General features: G+C 71.1%; 13 protein-coding genes and 1 pseudogene. 5 read left to right on the top strand and 9 right to left on the bottom strand.

Annotation, left to right across the window (positions count from 1 at the left end):
• Positions 1 to 5 precede the first annotated feature (5 nt).
• Together KXD96_RS05585 and KXD96_RS05580 are read left to right on the top strand one after the other, a co-directional pair.
• Positions 6 to 1,406 carry a mannitol dehydrogenase family protein gene (locus tag KXD96_RS05585; RefSeq protein WP_260743463.1) on the top strand — a complete coding sequence of 467 codons (1,401 nt, stop codon included), beginning with the start codon at positions 6 to 8 and terminating at the stop codon, positions 1,404 to 1,406.
• Positions 1,403 to 2,794, top strand: coding sequence for an FGGY family carbohydrate kinase (locus tag KXD96_RS05580; protein ID WP_260743461.1), 1,392 nt, complete (start codon positions 1,403 to 1,405; stop codon positions 2,792 to 2,794). Before KXD96_RS05585 ends, KXD96_RS05580 begins: the two co-directional genes overlap by 4 nt.
• On the opposite strand, the gene KXD96_RS05575 is transcribed toward KXD96_RS05580, so the two are convergent.
• On the bottom strand, positions 2,791 to 4,281 hold the full coding sequence (locus KXD96_RS05575; protein WP_260743459.1) for a bifunctional phosphatase PAP2/diacylglycerol kinase family protein: 1,491 nt from the start codon (positions 4,279 to 4,281) through the stop codon (positions 2,791 to 2,793). The two genes, KXD96_RS05580 and KXD96_RS05575, sit on opposite strands and share 4 nt — an antisense overlap.
• 28 nt (positions 4,282 to 4,309) lie before the next feature.
• Here KXD96_RS05575 and KXD96_RS05570 point away from each other — a divergent pair, with 28 nt between their 5' ends.
• Positions 4,310 to 5,095 carry a hypothetical protein gene (locus KXD96_RS05570; protein WP_260745232.1) on the top strand — a complete coding sequence of 262 codons (786 nt, stop codon included), beginning with the start codon at positions 4,310 to 4,312 and terminating at the stop codon, positions 5,093 to 5,095.
• On the opposite strand, the gene KXD96_RS05565 is transcribed toward KXD96_RS05570, so the two are convergent.
• The 3 genes from KXD96_RS05565 to KXD96_RS05555 all read right to left on the bottom strand — a co-directional run bounded on the left by KXD96_RS05565 (position 5,071) and on the right by KXD96_RS05555 (position 6,792).
• Positions 5,071 to 5,742: a GAP family protein gene (locus tag KXD96_RS05565; RefSeq protein WP_260743458.1), complete on the bottom strand. Its 672-nt coding sequence runs from the start codon at positions 5,740 to 5,742 to the stop codon at positions 5,071 to 5,073. The genes KXD96_RS05570 and KXD96_RS05565 overlap by 25 nt on opposite strands.
• Positions 5,743 to 5,752: 10 nt before the next feature.
• On the bottom strand, positions 5,753 to 6,403 hold the full coding sequence (locus KXD96_RS05560; protein ID WP_260745230.1) for a GAP family protein: 651 nt from the start codon (positions 6,401 to 6,403) through the stop codon (positions 5,753 to 5,755).
• 80 nt (positions 6,404 to 6,483) lie between these two features.
• Complete coding sequence (locus KXD96_RS05555) at positions 6,484 to 6,792, bottom strand: hypothetical protein (protein ID WP_260743456.1); 309 nt, start codon at positions 6,790 to 6,792, stop codon at positions 6,484 to 6,486.
• Between the two features lie 138 nt (positions 6,793 to 6,930).
• Between KXD96_RS05555 and KXD96_RS05550 the strand changes: the two genes are divergently transcribed.
• Positions 6,931 to 8,448, top strand: coding sequence for a glycosyltransferase family 39 protein (locus KXD96_RS05550; RefSeq protein WP_260743454.1), 1,518 nt, complete (start codon positions 6,931 to 6,933; stop codon positions 8,446 to 8,448).
• On the opposite strand, the gene KXD96_RS05545 is transcribed toward KXD96_RS05550, so the two are convergent.
• Together KXD96_RS05545 and KXD96_RS05540 are read right to left on the bottom strand one after the other, a co-directional pair.
• Positions 8,449 to 9,279 (bottom strand): glycoside hydrolase family 16 protein, encoded by an 831-nt coding sequence (locus KXD96_RS05545; protein ID WP_260743453.1) that lies wholly within the window; start codon positions 9,277 to 9,279, stop codon positions 8,449 to 8,451.
• Positions 9,280 to 9,442: 163 nt separating this feature from the next.
• Entirely contained in the window at positions 9,443 to 10,462 is a 1,020-nt protein-coding gene (locus KXD96_RS05540) for an NADP-dependent oxidoreductase (protein WP_260743451.1), read from the bottom strand.
• 56 nt (positions 10,463 to 10,518) lie between these two features.
• On the opposite strand from KXD96_RS05540, the gene KXD96_RS05535 reads away from it, so the two are divergent.
• The gene (locus tag KXD96_RS05535) at positions 10,519 to 11,283 is read left to right on the top strand and encodes a DUF3060 domain-containing protein (RefSeq protein ID WP_260743450.1); all 765 of its coding nucleotides are present in this window, start codon (positions 10,519 to 10,521) and stop codon (positions 11,281 to 11,283) included.
• Between the two features lie 3 nt (positions 11,284 to 11,286).
• On the opposite strand, the gene KXD96_RS05530 is transcribed toward KXD96_RS05535, so the two are convergent.
• The 3 genes and pseudogenes from KXD96_RS05530 to KXD96_RS05520 form a co-directional block, all read right to left on the bottom strand.
• The gene (locus tag KXD96_RS05530) at positions 11,287 to 11,688 is read right to left on the bottom strand and encodes a hypothetical protein (RefSeq protein WP_260743449.1); all 402 of its coding nucleotides are present in this window, start codon (positions 11,686 to 11,688) and stop codon (positions 11,287 to 11,289) included.
• A 67-nt stretch (positions 11,689 to 11,755) separates the two neighbouring features.
• A pseudogene (locus KXD96_RS05525) lies at positions 11,756 to 13,134 on the bottom strand (hypothetical protein).
• A 145-nt stretch (positions 13,135 to 13,279) separates the two neighbouring features.
• Positions 13,280 to 15,184 (bottom strand): Hsp70 family protein, encoded by a 1,905-nt coding sequence (locus KXD96_RS05520; RefSeq protein ID WP_260743446.1) that lies wholly within the window; start codon positions 15,182 to 15,184, stop codon positions 13,280 to 13,282.
• Positions 15,185 to 15,316 lie beyond the last annotated feature (132 nt).

Here is a 15,316-nt window from a genome sequence, read left to right as displayed (position 1 = left end):
CTTCAATGGAGCTGAACGCGCGCAACCTGAGCGCACTCAGCATTCCCGTCCCGGCCTACGATCGCAGCCGAATGGGCGTCGGCATAGTGCATTTCGGCGTTGGCGGCTTTCACCGCTCCCATCAGGCCATGTACATCGACAGGCTGCTCAACGACGGGCTGGCCCGGGACTGGGGGATCTGCGGTGTCGGCGTGCTGCCGGGCGACCGGCGCATGCGCGACGTGCTGCGCGCCCAGGACCACTTGTACACGCTGATCCTCGAACACCCCGACGGCAGCCGGCAGCCGCGCGTCATCGGCTCCATCGTCGACTACCGGTATGCGCCCGACGATCCCGAGGCGGTCATCGAACTCCTCGCCAGCCCGGGCACCCGGATCGTCTCGCTCACCATCACCGAAGGCGGCTACCACCCGCCGCTGAGCGACGTGTTCCCCCTGGTGGCCGAGGGCCTGAACCGGCGCCGGGAGCGCGGCCTCCCCTCCCCCACGATCGTGTCGTGCGACAACATCGTCGAGAACGGCAGCGCGGCGCGGCGCGCGTTCACGTCGTGCGCCGAACGGCTCAATCCCGAACTCGCACACTGGATGCGCGAGCACACCAAGTTCCCCAACTCGATGGTCGACCGGATCACCCCGGCAACCCCTCCGGCCGCGATTGAGCGGCTCGACGCCGAATTCGGTGTGCGGGACGCGTGGCCGGTGGTCGCCGAGCCGTTCGCCATGTGGGTGCTGCAGGACGACTTCGCCGACGGCCGCCCGCCGCTGGATAAGGCGGGCGTCCGGCTCGTCGACGACGTGTCGCCTTACGAGGCGATGAAGCTGAGGCTGCTCAACGCCGGCCACCAGGGCCTGTGTTACTTCGGCTACCTGGCCGGGTATCGGCTGGTGCACGAAGCCGCCCAGGATCCGTTGATCGCCGAATTCCTAACCCGCTACCTGGAATGCGAGGCGATGCCGACCCTCGCGCGGGTCCCGGGGCTGACCGACTTCAAAGAAGGACTCATCCCCCGCTTCGCCAACGCCTACGTGCGCGACACGGTGGCCCGGCTGTGCGCCGACTCGTCCGATCGCATCCCGAAGTGGCTGCTGCCGGTGGTCGCCGACAACCTGCGACGCGGCGGACCGGTACGGCTGTCCGCGGCGATCGTCGCGAGCTGGGCTCGCTACGCCGAGGGCGTCGACGAAGAGGGCCGGCCTATCGACGTGGTGGACCGGCTCGCCGACGCGCTCGTGCCGATCGCCCGCTCCCAGCGCGACCACCCGGCCGCGTTCCTGGCCAACCGCGCGGTGTTCGGTGACCTCGTCGACCAGCCGCGCTTCCTCAGCGCGTACCTGTGGGCGTTGGACTCGCTGCACCGCCGCGGTGCGCGCGCCACGCTGCGCGACCTCGTCGAGGCCGGCGAATGACGCTGGTCGCCGGCATCGACTCGTCGACCCAGTCCTGCAAGGTGCTCATCTGCGATGCCGCGACCGGCGAGGTGGTTCGCGAGGGCACGGCCGGCCACGCGCAAGGAACCGAAATCGCCCCGGCCGCATGGGAAGCCGCCGCCCGGGAGGCGATCACGGCTGCGGGCGGGCTGGACGGCGTGGAGGCGATCGCGGTCGGCGCGCAGCAACACGGCATGGTGTGCCTCGACGGGGCGGGCCGGGTGGTGCGGCCCGCGCTGCTGTGGAACGACCTGCGGTCGGCGGACGCGGCGCGCGCGCTCGTCGACGAGCTCGGCGGCCCGGGCGCGTGGGCCCAGGCCGTCGGCGTCGTGCCACTGGCCGCGGTCACGGTGGCCAAGCTGCGCTGGCTCGCCGACCACGAGCCACGGCACGCGGACCGCACGGCGGCCGTCTGCCTGCCGCACGACTGGCTGACGTGGCGGCTGCGCGGCGACACCGACATCGCGGAGCTCACCACCGATCGCAGCGACGCCAGCGGCACCGGTTACTACGACGCCGCGCGCGGCCACTACCGCGTCGACCTGCTGGAGCTGGCCATGCGTGGTCGCCGCCCGCGGCTGCCCGCGGTGCTGGGCCCGTCGGCCGCAACCGTCAGTGGCACAACCACATTCGGCGCGGGGCTCGGGGACAACGCCGCCGCGGCGCTGGGCCTCGGCGCCGGCGAGGGCGACGTCATCGTCTCGGTCGGGACGTCGGGGGTGGTGGCCGCGGTCACCGCCGACCCGGTCCGCGACGAGGCTGGCTTCGTCGCGGGATTCGCCGACGGCACCGGCCGCTACCTCCCGCTGGTCTGCACGCTCAACGGCGCGCGGGTGCTCGACGCGGCCGCCGCCATGCTGGGGGTCGACCACACCGGGCTGTCGGAGCTCGCGCTGTCGGCGCCGCCGGGCAGCGCGGGGCTGGTCCTGGTGCCCTACCTGCAGGGTGAGCGAACACCCAACCGCCCCAACGCTTCCGGCGCGCTGCATGGACTCCGCGTCGCAAACGCGACGCCGGCCAACCTGGCCAGGGCCGCGGTGGAGGGGCTGCTGTGCGCGCTGGCCGACGGCCTCGCTCATCTAACCGCGCACGGCGTGGTCCCGCGCCGCATCCTGCTGATCGGCGGTGGCGCCCAGTCGCGGGCCCTGCGCGAAATCGCCCCGGCGGTGTTCGGCGTACCGGTGCTGGCGCCGACCCCCGCGCAGTACGTCGCCTTGGGCGCGGCGCGGCAGGCGGCGTGGGCGCTCAGCGGGGCGCCGCGACCGCCGGGGTGGAAGCCGCCCCGCACGGAGGAATACACCGCCGACCCGACGCCCGAGGTGCTGGGACGCTATGCGCGGGTGCGGGACTTGACCGAAGGGGCCTAGTCGCAGGGGCGGAACACCGGAAGGATCCGGTATTTGGCGGTGAAGCTCGCCTTCTCGTATTCGTCGCCGACCTCCCCGTCGCACGCGATGACCGTCGGGCCGTCGACGGCGGTGAAGGCGAATTCGGGCACCTGCAGTTCGTGATAGAGCGGGCTGCGCTCCAATCGCCCGAGCGCGAGCGCGGCCAGGATCCTGCTGCGCGAGAACCGCCGTCCCGCTTCGAGCATGCGGACGTCGATCAGGCCGTCATCCATGCGCGTCCGCCGCGACGGGGCGAACCCGGTCGGCAGGTACAGCGAGTTGCCGAGGAAAAACAGCGACGTCAGCAGCGTCTTGTTGTCGTAGGAGATCCGGACGGGCTCGTCGTGGCGGAGCGTGTGCAGCATCGCGTAGAGACCGGCCAACGGCTTGCCGACGCGTTTCTCCAGTTTTTCGCGCTGCTGCACGAAGGCCGGGTAGGCGCCGATGCTCGCCGTGTTGAGGACCATCTGACTTTCGTTGAGGCACACCAGGTCCACGCATGCCACGCTGCCGCGGCGGATCGCGTCGACGGTCTTGGCCACGGTGTCGCAGCCGATGTCCTTCGCGAAGTGGTTGAAGGTCCCGGCCGGAAACACGGCCAGCGGCAGCCCGGCCTCGACGGCCACGCCCGCCGCGGTGGCCACCGTCCCGTCGCCGCCGCCGACCGCGATCACCTCGGCGCGCGCGGCGGCCTCGCGCAAGACCTCCGCCGGGTCGTCGTCGGGGCCCAGCTCCCGGATGTCCACCTTCGGCAGCGCGTCGCGTACCTCGTCGACGACGCGCGCCCCTGTGCCGCTGCCCGATTCCGGATTGATGACCAGCACCACCCCGGCGCCGTCGGGCCGTTCGGGCGCCGCGACTCGAAGCGGTTCGGTCTTTGGCAGGGCGGTTTCGACGATCGGCGGAACGAGCCGACCGCCCAGGACCGCCATCCCCGCCCCGATGCCGAACCCGGCGATGACGTCGCCCGGGTAATGCGCGCCTGTCACCACCCGCGACAGCCCGACCAGCCCGGCCAGCAACGCCAGCCCGAAACCCAGCATCGGATTCTCCAGACCCACCCCGACGGCGAACGCGGCGGCGCTCGCGGAATGGCCCGACGGGAAGGAGTTCGACGTCGGGCGGCGGCCGACCTGCCTGACCAGCGGCACCAGTTCGTACCCGGGACGCGTGCGGCGGCGTATGCGTTTGGCGACCTGGTTGGTGAGCAGGCTGGTGGCCGCGAGCGTCACGACGCCGCGCGTGGCGCCGCGCTGGGCGCTTTGCTTTCCCGAGGCCATCAGGACCGCGGCGATGACGAACCACAGCTTGGAGTTGTCCGCGGCCCGGGTCAGCGGTGGCATGACCGCGTCCAGCAGCGGGGTGTGCGTCTCGGCGATCGCTTCGAAGACCTCGCGGTCGAGGGTGCCCAGCCCCTGGGTGATCTGTTTGATGCCGCGCGCGCGTTGCCAGGGCCGCCTCTTCATTGGCTACACCCTAAGTTGGTTGGCGGATATGGACGCACCGGGCTACTTCCAGGCATGGCGGGACAACGCCGCGCGGCGGGGCGTGACCCCGGACGTCGTCGCGGAGATCGCCCGGCGGCACGCCCTCACACCGGACAGCTTTCGGGTGCTCGGACGAACGGTCGAGATCAGGGATCCGGACGGCAAATCGTTTTTCCTCCTGCCCCGCGGCATCAGCGGCGACGACGCGCGCGCGGCGGCGCTGAGCGCCTACATCGTGAACGCGGGCACCGGTTACGGCGCCGAGGCCGCGTGGCGCACCGATTTCCCCCCGACGCCCTACGGCGCCGCCGAAGTCACGCGAATCATGTTGCGGCAAAGGGCAAATGGCTGGAGCTACGCGCGCGACGTCAGGTTTGTCGACCGCAACGGCGGGCGCCTCGCCGCGACGCCGAACGGTATCCTCATGGGCCTGGGCGGCAACTGGATCCAGCGGCAATTCTGCCGGCGGGGCGGCACCACCTGGGGTGACATCTTCATGGTCAACGTGGGTGCGGTCACCGACCCCGCGGGCGGGCTGCGCCGGATCATCGAGTCCGGGCATGCGTGGCACGTCGACGCCGACGGCAGGCTCGTCGAGAGCGGCCTCGACCTGGATCGGGTGCTGCACCACGAGGAGCGTCACTGCCGGCAGTGGGCGGCCAAAGGCTACGCGGGCATGCTGCGGGACTACGGCCGGGAGTTGGTCCGCGAATATGTCTTTGGCGCGGTCAACAGGCTCGAGGAGGACGCCGGACTGGCCGACGGCGGCTATAAGGCGTCAACGCCGTGGTAGAGCACCATCGCACCGATCAGAACCAGGACTGCCGCGAGCAGGGCGGCGTTGTTGCGGTCCATCCAGTCTTTGAGCCTTGCCAGCGTGTCGTCGAGGCGGCTGCCGGCGGCCGCATAGGCCAAGATCGGGATCGCGACGCTTGACGCCGCGATGGCGACGAAGAACGCGGCGGCCACCCAGTCACCGACAACGCCGAGCCCGCTGGTGCCGATGCCCAACCCGGCCGGGATGCAGATGAGCGCCACATCCGGCCGCACCACGGCAAGCACCGCCCCGATCATCCCGGCGCGGCGCGGGGCGATGCTGGCGAACGAGCGCATCCAGGCCGGTGACTCGGAGTGGCCGTGCCGGTTCAGCCACCGGTAGATGCCGAACACGATCAGCGCGGACCCGAAGACCACGCGCAGCCACGAGGACCACCGCGGCGGGGACTTGTCCAGTCCGCCGAGCAGGCCGGAGGCCGCGACGGAAACCGCCGTCAGCGCGGCCAGGCTCAGCAACCAGCCGCCGAGGAAGGCAAGCCCGCTCGGCCGCGGCCGAGGCGCCTGCAAGACGAGTACCGCCGGGATGACCGTGAGCGGCGAGAGCGAGATGACCAGGCCAAGCGGAACGAGCCCCGTGAGCACGGTGCCCCAGCTTGCCGCCATGGGCAGCAATCTACAGGGCGTGAATCCCGTTGTAGAGCACCATCAAACCGATCAGGACCAGGATGATCGCGAGCAGCATGGCGTGGTTTTGCTCCATCCACGCCTTGAGCCGTTCCAGCGCGTCGTCGAGGCGGTCACCGGCGCCGGCGTACGCCAATATCGGGACGGCGGCCGTCGACGCGGCGACGACGACGAACACCGCGGCGGCCACCAGCTGGCCGGCGGCGCTGAGGCTGCTGCCGCCGACGGCCAAACCGGCCGCCGCGCACAGGATCAGCACCTCGGGTCGCAGCACCACCAGCACCGCCCCGGTCACGCCCGCGCGCCGTGGGCTCAGCGTCGAGAACGAGCGCATCCAGCGCGGCATGGCACCGTGCCGATGGCGCGTCAGCCAGTGGTAGGCGGCCAGCGCGAGCAGCGCCGACCCCAGCGCCACGCGCACCCAGGACGCCCACGTCGGTGGCGCCTTGTGCAGGCCGCCGAGCAGGCCGGAGGAGCTGACGAACACCGCGGTGAGGGCGGCCAGACCCAGCACCCAGCCGACGAGGAAGGCGAGGCTGGTCGGGCGCGCCCGCGGCGCGTGCAGGACCAGCACCGCGGGAATGACCGTGATCGGCGAGAGGGCGATGACGGCCGCCAATGCGATGAGCTTGGTCAGCACCGAACCCCAACTTGCGTCCACGGGCAGCAATCATCGCATTGGCGCGGCCCGGCCGCATGGGTCCGGCGTAAGGGCCTCCCTCACAACGGTTTTCGGCGCAGGGTCCAGGCGGGCACCCAGTGCGTCACGGTCTTGCGCTGGGAGCCGTAGGCCACCGGGTAGGTGACCAACCCCCACCAGTCGCCCTGCTCACACAGGCCCCAACAGCTGAGCAGCCCCTCGACGACCTTGTGCAGCTGCAGACCGTTGGGCTGATACCGGCCGGAGCGGTGCGGCTGGCGGGGAAAGAGCACCGTCAGGTCGACCAGGACCGCGATCGGCGGACGCACCACCCGAAACGGGCTGCGCACCGGTTGGCCGTTGTACCCGATGGACGCGAACTGCCCCATCGATCGATCATACGTTCGAATACCCCACTGGGACTGCCGCCCGGGCCCCGACGGCTCCCGGCACGTCTGGCTGCTCAACTGACCGCGAGGTGGCCGACCAGCGACCGGGGCGCGGTCCGCCTCTGGCAACATAGCGGCGTGCGGAACCCGCTTCCCCGCCCGCCGGCCGCGCTGGATCCGCTGCTCGTCGGGCTGCTCGCCGTCGCGGTGAGCCTAGGCGGCGCGGGCCGCCCGTCATTCTGGTACGACGAGGCCGCCACCATTTCGGCCGCATACAGCCGTTCGCTCGCCCAGTTGTGGCGGATGCTGGGCAATGTCGACGCCGTGCACGGGCTCTACTACCTGCTCATGCACGCCTGGTTTCAGGTCTTCCCGCCCACCGAGTTCTGGTCGCGCGCGCCGAGCGGGCTGGCCGTCGGGGCCGCCGCCGCCGGAACGGTGGTGCTGGGCAGGCAGCTCTCGTCGCGCACCGTCGCGGTCGCCTCCGGGGTCTTCTGCGCCATCTTGCCGCGGGCGACATGGGCGGCCATCGAGGCCCGCCCCTATGCGCTGTCGATGATGGTCGCCGTGTGGCTGACCGTGCTGCTCGTGCGCGCCGCGTGCCGCGACACCGGTTGGCTGTGGGCGGCCTACGGCGTCGCCCTGGTCTGCTCGATCGCGCTCGACGTGTACCTCGCGCTGTTGGTCGCGGCGCACTTCGTCCTCGTCATCGTGTCCCGTTGTGCACGAAGGGTTTTGCTGCGGTTCGCCGTCGCGGCGACGGTGGCGGTCGGCGCCATGGCGCCGTTCCTGGTCACGGTGGGCGGCCAAGCGCATCAAATCAGCTGGATCGCCCCGATCGGCCGCCGGACGCTCGAAGACGTGGTGGTGCAGCAGTATTTCGAGCGCAGCCCCCCGTTCGCCGTGCTGGCGGCGCTGGTGATCGCGACGGCCATCGCGTTGTGGCTCAGCCGGTCAACGCGCTTGGCCCGGGGTGACGCGCAATTGCTGGCCCTCGCGGCGGCCTGGCTTGCCCTGCCGACCGCGGCCATCCTGCTCTACTCCGCGCTGGTGCACTCGATCTACACGCCGCGCTACCTGTCGTTCACGGCACCGGGAATGGCGCTGACCCTGGGCGTCTGCGCCGCCGCGGTCACCGCCCGGCCTTGGCTGACGACGGCCCTCGTCGCGCTTTTCGCCGTCGCCGGTGCCCCGAATTACCTTCAGGCGCAGCGCAACCCGTACGCGAAGTACGGGATGGACTACAGCCAGGTGGCGGATCTGATCACCGCGAAGGCGGCGCCGGGCGATTGCCTGCTGGTGAACGACACGGTGACGTTCATGCCCGCCCCGATGCGTCCGTTGATGGCGGCGCGCCCGGACGCTTATCGCAAACTCGTCGACCTCACCCTGTGGCAGCGGGCGACCGACCGCAACGACGTCTTCGACACCAACCTCATCCCTGAGGTCGTCGCAAAACCGTTGAGCCTCTGCGGCGTCGTGTGGATCATCACCCAGGCCGACCCGTCACAGCCGGCGCACGAGCAGGGGCCTGCGATCCCGCCCGGCCCGCGCTACGGGGTGACCCCCGCCTTCGCGGTCCCGCACGACCTGGGCTTCCGGCTCGTCGAGCGCTGGCAATTCAACCTGGTGCAGGTGCTCAAAGCGCAGCGATAGTCACCAGATGCGGATGTAGTCGACCAGCATCGAGGCCGGGAAGGTGCCCCCGGCCGGGTCGCCCGCACCGACACCGCCGACGGCGAGGGTGAACATCGGCGTCATCCAGTAGCCCGGAATGTTGAACGGCCACCGGAAATCGTCCGGGGCGCCGCCGTGGACGTGGATGGGCTTGTTGGGAACCTTGAAGTACTCCGCCCCGTCCCGCGCGAACTCGAATCCCTCTTCGCCCCAATGCATTCGCCAGGTGTGCCAGTTGCCGTCGACCAGGCCGGGGATGGATTTGCCCTCCCAGGTCTTGCCGTTGGACGCCGCGTGGACGGTGGTGCCCGGGGCCCACTGGCCGTTGCCGTACCACTCGAAGATGTCGACCTCGCCGTCGGGCAGCGGGTCCTCGTTGACACCCCAGAACGAGGGCCACAGGCCGGGAGACAGGCAGTCCAGCTTGATCCGCGCCTCCCAGGTCTGGTTGATCATGCTGCGGAAGTTGCCGCGCAGCTTGCCGCTGTAATAGGTGTTGCTCAGCACATCGTGGGTGGCGCAGAGGACGAGGTTGGAATGCCCGTCCTGGTATACGTTTTGGCGGTCGTCGCGGTAGATGCCCGCAACGGGCGGATACACATCGTCCTGCCACGTCTGGATCGTCCATTTGCCCGGATCGGGAGCGGAGCCCGCGGGCCCGTCGAATTCGTCGGCGAAGACGTAAGGGCCACCGGGACCGGCCGACGGCGGCGCCTCGGGCGCCGACGGGGTGGCCCAGGCACCCGGCAAGCGCATCGCAGCCCCCAGCATGCCGAGCCCCGACATCAACATCATGCTGCGACGATCCATCTACAACCACCAATCGTGAAAGCCGTGCCCCGCCCTGGCGCGATACCCCACGGCAACTCTCGCAAACGGTGTTATGAAATCACGCGCCGGGGTGCCACGCACCCCACACCCGCGTCGTGGCGGGATGTTTCTCCGTGCTAACAACGCGCGGTGCCAAAGGCGCTCAGCGCGAAGCCGGCTCGCTGAGCTTGACCAGCGTCTTGCCGATGTTGACGCCGGTGAACAGGCCGTTGAGGGCGTCGACGCACGACTCGATGCCCTCGAAGACGGTCTCCCGGTGTTTGAGCCGGCCCTCAGCCGCCCACCGCCGCAGCGCGGCGAACGCCTCGTCGAAGCGCCCCCACTCGTCGAGGGCGTTGAATCCCTGCATCAACGCGGTCTTGGACAGCAGGTTCACGTAGTTGGCCGGTCCGGGGTGTTCGCCGGTCAGGTAGCTGGAGATGACCCCGCACAGGACCACCCGGGCGTGGCTGGCCAACCGGCCCAGCACCGCGTTCAGAATGGGCCCGCCCACGTTGTCGAAGTAGACGTCGACGCGCCGCGGGCAGTGCTGCTTGAGCGCCGCCGCGAGGTCGTCGTTCTTGTAGTCGATGCACGCGTCGAAGCCGAAGTCCTCGACCACCGCCCGGCACTTCTCCGGCCCGCCGGCGATGCCCACCACGCGGGCGCCGGCGATCTTGGCGATCTGCCCGGCGATCGATCCGGTGGCCCCCGCGGCCGCCGAGACCACGACGGTCTCGCCGGCCTTGGGCCGGCCGATGTCGGTCATCCCGAAATACGCGGTGGCGCCGGTCGGCCCGTACACCGACATGATCGCCAGTTGATCGTCCTCGCCCGGGATAGGCGTGCTGAACAGGTCGTCGCGGATGATCGCGTACTCGGAGAAGCCGGTCAGCGTGGTGACGACGTCGCCGACGGCGTACGCGTCGCAGCGCGACGCGACCACCTCGCCGATCCCGGCCGCGCGGATGACCTCGCCCAGTTGCACCGGCGGCAGGTAGCTGGGCTGGTCGTCGAGCCACGTGCGGGCGGCGGCGTCGATCCCGACGTAGGTGGTGCGCAGCAGTGCCTCACCCTTCGCGGGTTCGGGCGCCGGCGTCGTGACCAGCTCGGTGTCACCGGGCCGGACCAGCCCGGTGGGGCGGCGGCGAAGGAGGACCTGACGGTTCGGCAACTCGGGCACGATGCAGAAACTACCGAACCGCGCGAAACCACCCGGGCGAATGGCATATTCAACGCATGGCAGCAAACGACAACCCGGAGGACCGGATCCGGGAACTCGAACGCCCGCTCGCCGACGCGGCGCGGGCCTCCGAAGCCGCGAGCGCGCAGCCCGCCGACTCGGCGTTCCCGCCCGCCCCGGCTTACCCGCCGCCCCCGGCTTACCCGCCCGGCCCGACGGGCCCTCCGCCCGGCCCGACGGGCCCTCCGCCACCGCCCGCGTGGAGCTACGGCGGCCCGCTCGGGGGCCCGCCCCCGCAACGACCCTCGGGCAACCGCATGTGGTGGATCCTGGGCACGGTCATCGCCATCGGTGTGCTGGCCCTGGCCGGGGGCATCGCCGCCTTCGCGGCGCACCAGCTTTCCCATGTCCGCTCGATCATCAGCTCCCCGCCGACCATCTCCGTACCATTCGGCCCCTCGTCGACGTCCACCACGCCGGGCGGCACCGCCCCGTCGACCACCACCCGAACCAAAACGCCGAGGTCGTCCACGTCCACCTCGCCCACGCCGCCGCCGGGCAGCGAGGTGACGATATCCGGGATCGGCGAGAACCGGACGCTCGTCTGCAACGACAACGTCGTCGACGTCAGCGGCGTGTCCAACACCGTGGTGATCAGCGGCCACTGCGCGAGCCTCACCGTGTCGGGCGTGCAAAACGAGATCACCGTCGACGCCGTCGACAGCATCGAAGCCTCCGGCTTCAACAACAAGGTCACCTACCATTCGGGCACGCCGAAGGTCAGCAACTCCGGGGGGTCGAACGTCGTCGAGCGGGGCTGAGCGTTAGGACGGCTCGCCGGATTCGTCGCCGGGCGAATCGCCGTCGAGGACGCTGACCGCGATGCCGTAGGGCAGGAACCGAACCCTGCGCTTGGGGTCGACGTTGTCCTTGTTGGCCCGCAGCGCGTCGAGCTCGGTCGCATAAACCTGTTCGACGTGCGCGCCGCCGTCGGCGTCCACCGTGTAGATGGCCCAGACGCCGTCCCCGGCCTCGCCGGCGGTCTCGGGCTGGGGGCGGGGGCGCCGCGACAGGTCCTCGAAGATCGACGACCACCCGGGGCGGGCTCCCGAAGCCGAGACAAACCTGCTGACCCGCTCGAAGACGTCGCGCAGCCCCTCGCTGCCCTCGCGGATCATTCGATCGAACTCGTCGGGATCAAACCCGAACGCACCGTATTCGCCCACGCGACCTCCTCGCCGCTCATGCCGTCACCGCCCAGTGTGCGCGCAGTCGCGGGCGTGCGCCACGTCGTCACCGCCCGGGCGGCGGCGGTGGGGTGATGGGGATCGGCACCGTGACGAACGGGAAGTGCAGGTACATCGTGATCGGCGGCTGCGCGGGCGCGGCCGGCGGAGGGGGCGCGGCCGGCGGCGGAGGGGGCGGGGCCGCGGGCGTCGGCGCGGGAGCCGGCCGTTGGACGGGGGCGGGCGTGTACTGCGGGGCCGGCCGGGCCGGCGCCCGGTGGACCGGTGCCGCGGGCGGCGCCTGCACCGGGGTTTGGGGGCCGGCCGCTCGGCCACCGGCGGGGCCGGCTGCGGGGCGGCCACCGCGGTCGGGGCCTGTGACGGCGGTGGCGGTGCGGGGGCCGGCGGCCGCGCCGCGGGCGGCGGGCCCGGGGCCGGGGCGGGCACCTGCTTGGCGGGGGTGGCGACGCCGACCCGCGGGTTCTGCGGGGCGTTGGAACCCGGCCGGTCGGAGGTCAGCGAGAACAGCACCACGCCGGCCACGACGGCGGCGATCCCGGCCAGCGCGCTGCCGGCGAGGAACATCGGCCGGCGACCACGCGGGACCACGTCGTCCTCGTCGGCGACGGCGCTGTAGGCCAAGTCGCCGGCGGCCGCGTTTCCCCAGACGTCGAGATAGGTCGGGCCGAGGGGTCGCGGAATCACCTCTCCGGTGCCCGGGTCCAGCGCGTAGGCGAGGGCCGCCGTGGACGAGGCGAACAGCGGCGCGTTCGCCGACGCCAGCGCCGCCCCGCGGGCCAGCGCCATCTCCGGCTCCTCCGGGGCCGTCACCTCGAGCGGGGTCGCCGCCTCCAGCGCGGGCTTGACGGGCACGATGTCCGTGCCGCACCCGACCAAAAAGACGCCGTCCGCGAGCGCTCCCCGCGCGTCGAGGGCGGCGACCATCGCCGCCAACTCGGCGGCCGGCGGCGCCTCCCGGGCATTCGCCAGCCGCTGGCGGTGCAGGTCGACGATCGAACCGTCGGTGATATCGACGACGGCCAGCGTCGCGGTCTCGGGCTCGACGAACAGCATCGCGATGTGCCCGTAGTCGAGCGCGGACCCGACCGTCTGGGCCAACGCGGCCGCGGCCAGCAACGGGGACACCAGCATCACGTTGGCCATGCCGTGGCGGGCCATCGCGTCCCGCAGCGCGCCGACGGCGGCGGACTCCGTCCAGGTGACCCCGGTCGACACCAGCTCGTGGCCACCCGCGAGCGCGCCTTCCCGGGTGCCGTCGATCGCTGCAAGCACCTGTTCGACCGCGCCGGTAGCCATCGAGTCCTCGCCCGCGGCGGCAACCTCGAACTCGTCCTGGTCGACGGTCACACCGTCGGCGTCCTGGCCCTCGATGACCACCAGGCGGACCGTCTCGGGGGCCATCGAGACCCCAAGCACGATGTCCACGTACGCCTCCACAGTCCGCTGATTTTCTCCGCGGCCCACCACTGGGGACCGCCGGATAGACCCTGCCCGACCGGGTGACACCACGCTACCCGCGCGGGCACGGACACGCTCGCAGGGCCCGCGCTCAGCAGGAGCGACGCGCGGACTAGTAGCCGGGGCTCAGGAAGGGATTCTGCGAGTTGCCCGGGTACTGCGGATACTGCGGATACTGCGGATACGGGGTGTACTGCGGCGCCGGTGGCGCCTGCGTCTGCGGGACCTGGACGGGTATCGGCACCGGCAGCAGCGGCACATGGATCCACTCGGTGGTCATCGGCACCGTCGTGGTGGTGGTCGTGGTCGTCGACGGCGGGGGCGGCGTTTCGCTCGTGGTCGTCGTGGTCGTCGTCGGCGGGGGCGTCGTCGTGGCCGTCGTGGTCGGCTGCTGAGTCGCCGGCGGAGCGGTGTGTCGCGGCGTGTAGACGGGTGGCGCCTGCGTGGTGACGACCACGGGCGGCGGCGGTTCGGGCGGCGGCGGTGCGGGGCTGGGCACTGGCGCGGCGCTGGGCGGGGGCGGCACGGCCGTCGGGGGCGGGGGCGCGACGGTGCGCGGCACCAGCGGGCTGGCCGGCGGCGCCGGCCGGGGCGCGACGCTGGGCGCCGGCGGGGCCTGGCGATGTTCGATGCCGGTCAGCGTGTAGGCCACACCGCCGATCGCCGTCATGGCCACCAGCGCGGACATACCGATGATCAACTGCGACAACCGAAGTCGGCGCCACGACCGGTCGGGGGGCGGGTCGATCACGTTCAGACGCATCGACCAGCCGGACGGCCCGTCTTCGTCGTAGGTTTCGCCGCCGAACCGCACCCGCAGGTCGCCGGGGTACTCGGTCTGCGACCAGGCCAACTCGCGATCCGTCAGCGCCTCGTCGTCGATCACCAGCACGTCACCGGCCCCGAGGTCGACGACGTTGCCGGTGGCGTTGGCGGAGGCGAGCAGGCTCATCGACGTCCGCGTGCGCAAACTGAGCTCGTCGCCGCGCGAGGCCAGCAGCAACGCGCCGCAGGCCGCCGCGAGGGCGGGTTGCGACGGCGTCAAAACCGGGATGCGCCCGTGGATCGAAAGCCGTTCGGCGACAAGCGGAATGTGCGCTCCCCCGCCGACGGTCGCCACCGCCGCCAGGTCGGCCCAGTTCGTGCGGTAGCGCACGAGCATGTCGTCCAAGGCGTAGATGAAGCCGGTCAGCCGGTCCGCCATCAGGTCTTCGAGATCGTCTCGCTTCAGCGTGAAGCTGCAGCTGCGTTCGCCGAGCTCGGCGGCGATTTCGGTGACCACGTCGGTGGACAGCCGCTCCTTGGCCAGCCGGCACTGTTCGCGTAGCGCGCCGAGCTGTCCGACGGCCGCCGTGCTGGCCGGGTCGATGCCGCTGCCGCGGCCGAGTTTCTCGAACACCCGCAGCAGCAGCTCCTGGTCGATCTCGTCGCCGGACAGGGCCGCGTAACGCATTGTCGCGCTGATCAGTTCGAAGTCGCCCGCCACATTCACCAGCGTGGCCGACGTACCTCCGCCACCGAAATCGAGCAGTACGACCACACCCTCGTCGGGCAGGCCGAGCTCGGACTTCACCGCGGTCAACGACGCGATCGCGTCCGAGACCAGCCGGGGCGCCATGCCGCTGCGGACGAATCCCAGATGCGTGCGCAGCCCGTCGCGCAACGCCTGCACGGTAACGGGTTTCCAGTACGCGGGCACGGCGATGGAGATATCCGAATGGGACGCGTCCGCGCCGACGGCGCGCACCATCGCGTCCAGCGCCTCCACCGTGAGCAGTTCGGGCTCGTGCGCGGACCCGTCGGCGGACACCAGCGCCACCGAGTCGCCGATGCGTTCGACGAAGCCCTTCATCATCACGCCGGGCCCGGACAGGTACGAAGTATCCTCGGGAATGCCGACTTTCGGCGCGCAGTGCGGATAGAGAGTCAGCACCGAACGCCGGATGACCGGTGGGCTTTCATTGCGCGCAGCGACCAGGTTGGTGGTCCCGATCGACAACCCGAGTGGGTCGTACATAGAGCGAAAACTTTCGTCTATAGGGGTCGGTGGCCAGCGTTAACCATAGCCGCGGACACGCCCAAAACCGATGGCTTGCAACCTCATCGGTATCCGGTCGATGCCACGTCGTCACCGAAGTGGTACGCCCTA

Origin of the sequence: Mycobacterium sp. SMC-2 (assembly GCF_025263485.1) — a bacterium.
GTDB lineage: Bacteria > Actinomycetota > Actinomycetes > Mycobacteriales > Mycobacteriaceae > Mycobacterium.
Note: the sequence above shows the minus strand (reverse complement) of the source record. Positions and strands in the feature narration are given on the sequence as shown.

What these genes read in the sequence shown, in the direction of transcription:
- KXD96_RS05585 (WP_260743463.1), top strand. Translation starts at nt 6, where the DNA reads ATGGAGCTGAACGCGCGCAACCTGAGCGCACTCAGCATTCCCGTCCCG.
- KXD96_RS05580 (WP_260743461.1), top strand. Translation starts at nt 1,403, where the DNA reads ATGACGCTGGTCGCCGGCATCGACTCGTCGACCCAGTCCTGCAAGGTG.
- KXD96_RS05575 (WP_260743459.1), bottom strand. Translation starts at nt 4,281, where the DNA reads ATGAAGAGGCGGCCCTGGCAACGCGCGCGCGGCATCAAACAGATCACC.
- KXD96_RS05570 (WP_260745232.1), top strand. Translation starts at nt 4,310, where the DNA reads ATGGACGCACCGGGCTACTTCCAGGCATGGCGGGACAACGCCGCGCGG.
- KXD96_RS05565 (WP_260743458.1), bottom strand. Translation starts at nt 5,742, where the DNA reads ATGGCGGCAAGCTGGGGCACCGTGCTCACGGGGCTCGTTCCGCTTGGC.
- KXD96_RS05555 (WP_260743456.1), bottom strand. Translation starts at nt 6,792, where the DNA reads ATGGGGCAGTTCGCGTCCATCGGGTACAACGGCCAACCGGTGCGCAGC.
- KXD96_RS05545 (WP_260743453.1), bottom strand. Translation starts at nt 9,279, where the DNA reads ATGGATCGTCGCAGCATGATGTTGATGTCGGGGCTCGGCATGCTGGGG.
- KXD96_RS05535 (WP_260743450.1), top strand. Translation starts at nt 10,519, where the DNA reads ATGGCAGCAAACGACAACCCGGAGGACCGGATCCGGGAACTCGAACGC.
- KXD96_RS05520 (WP_260743446.1), bottom strand. Translation starts at nt 15,184, where the DNA reads ATGTACGACCCACTCGGGTTGTCGATCGGGACCACCAACCTGGTCGCT.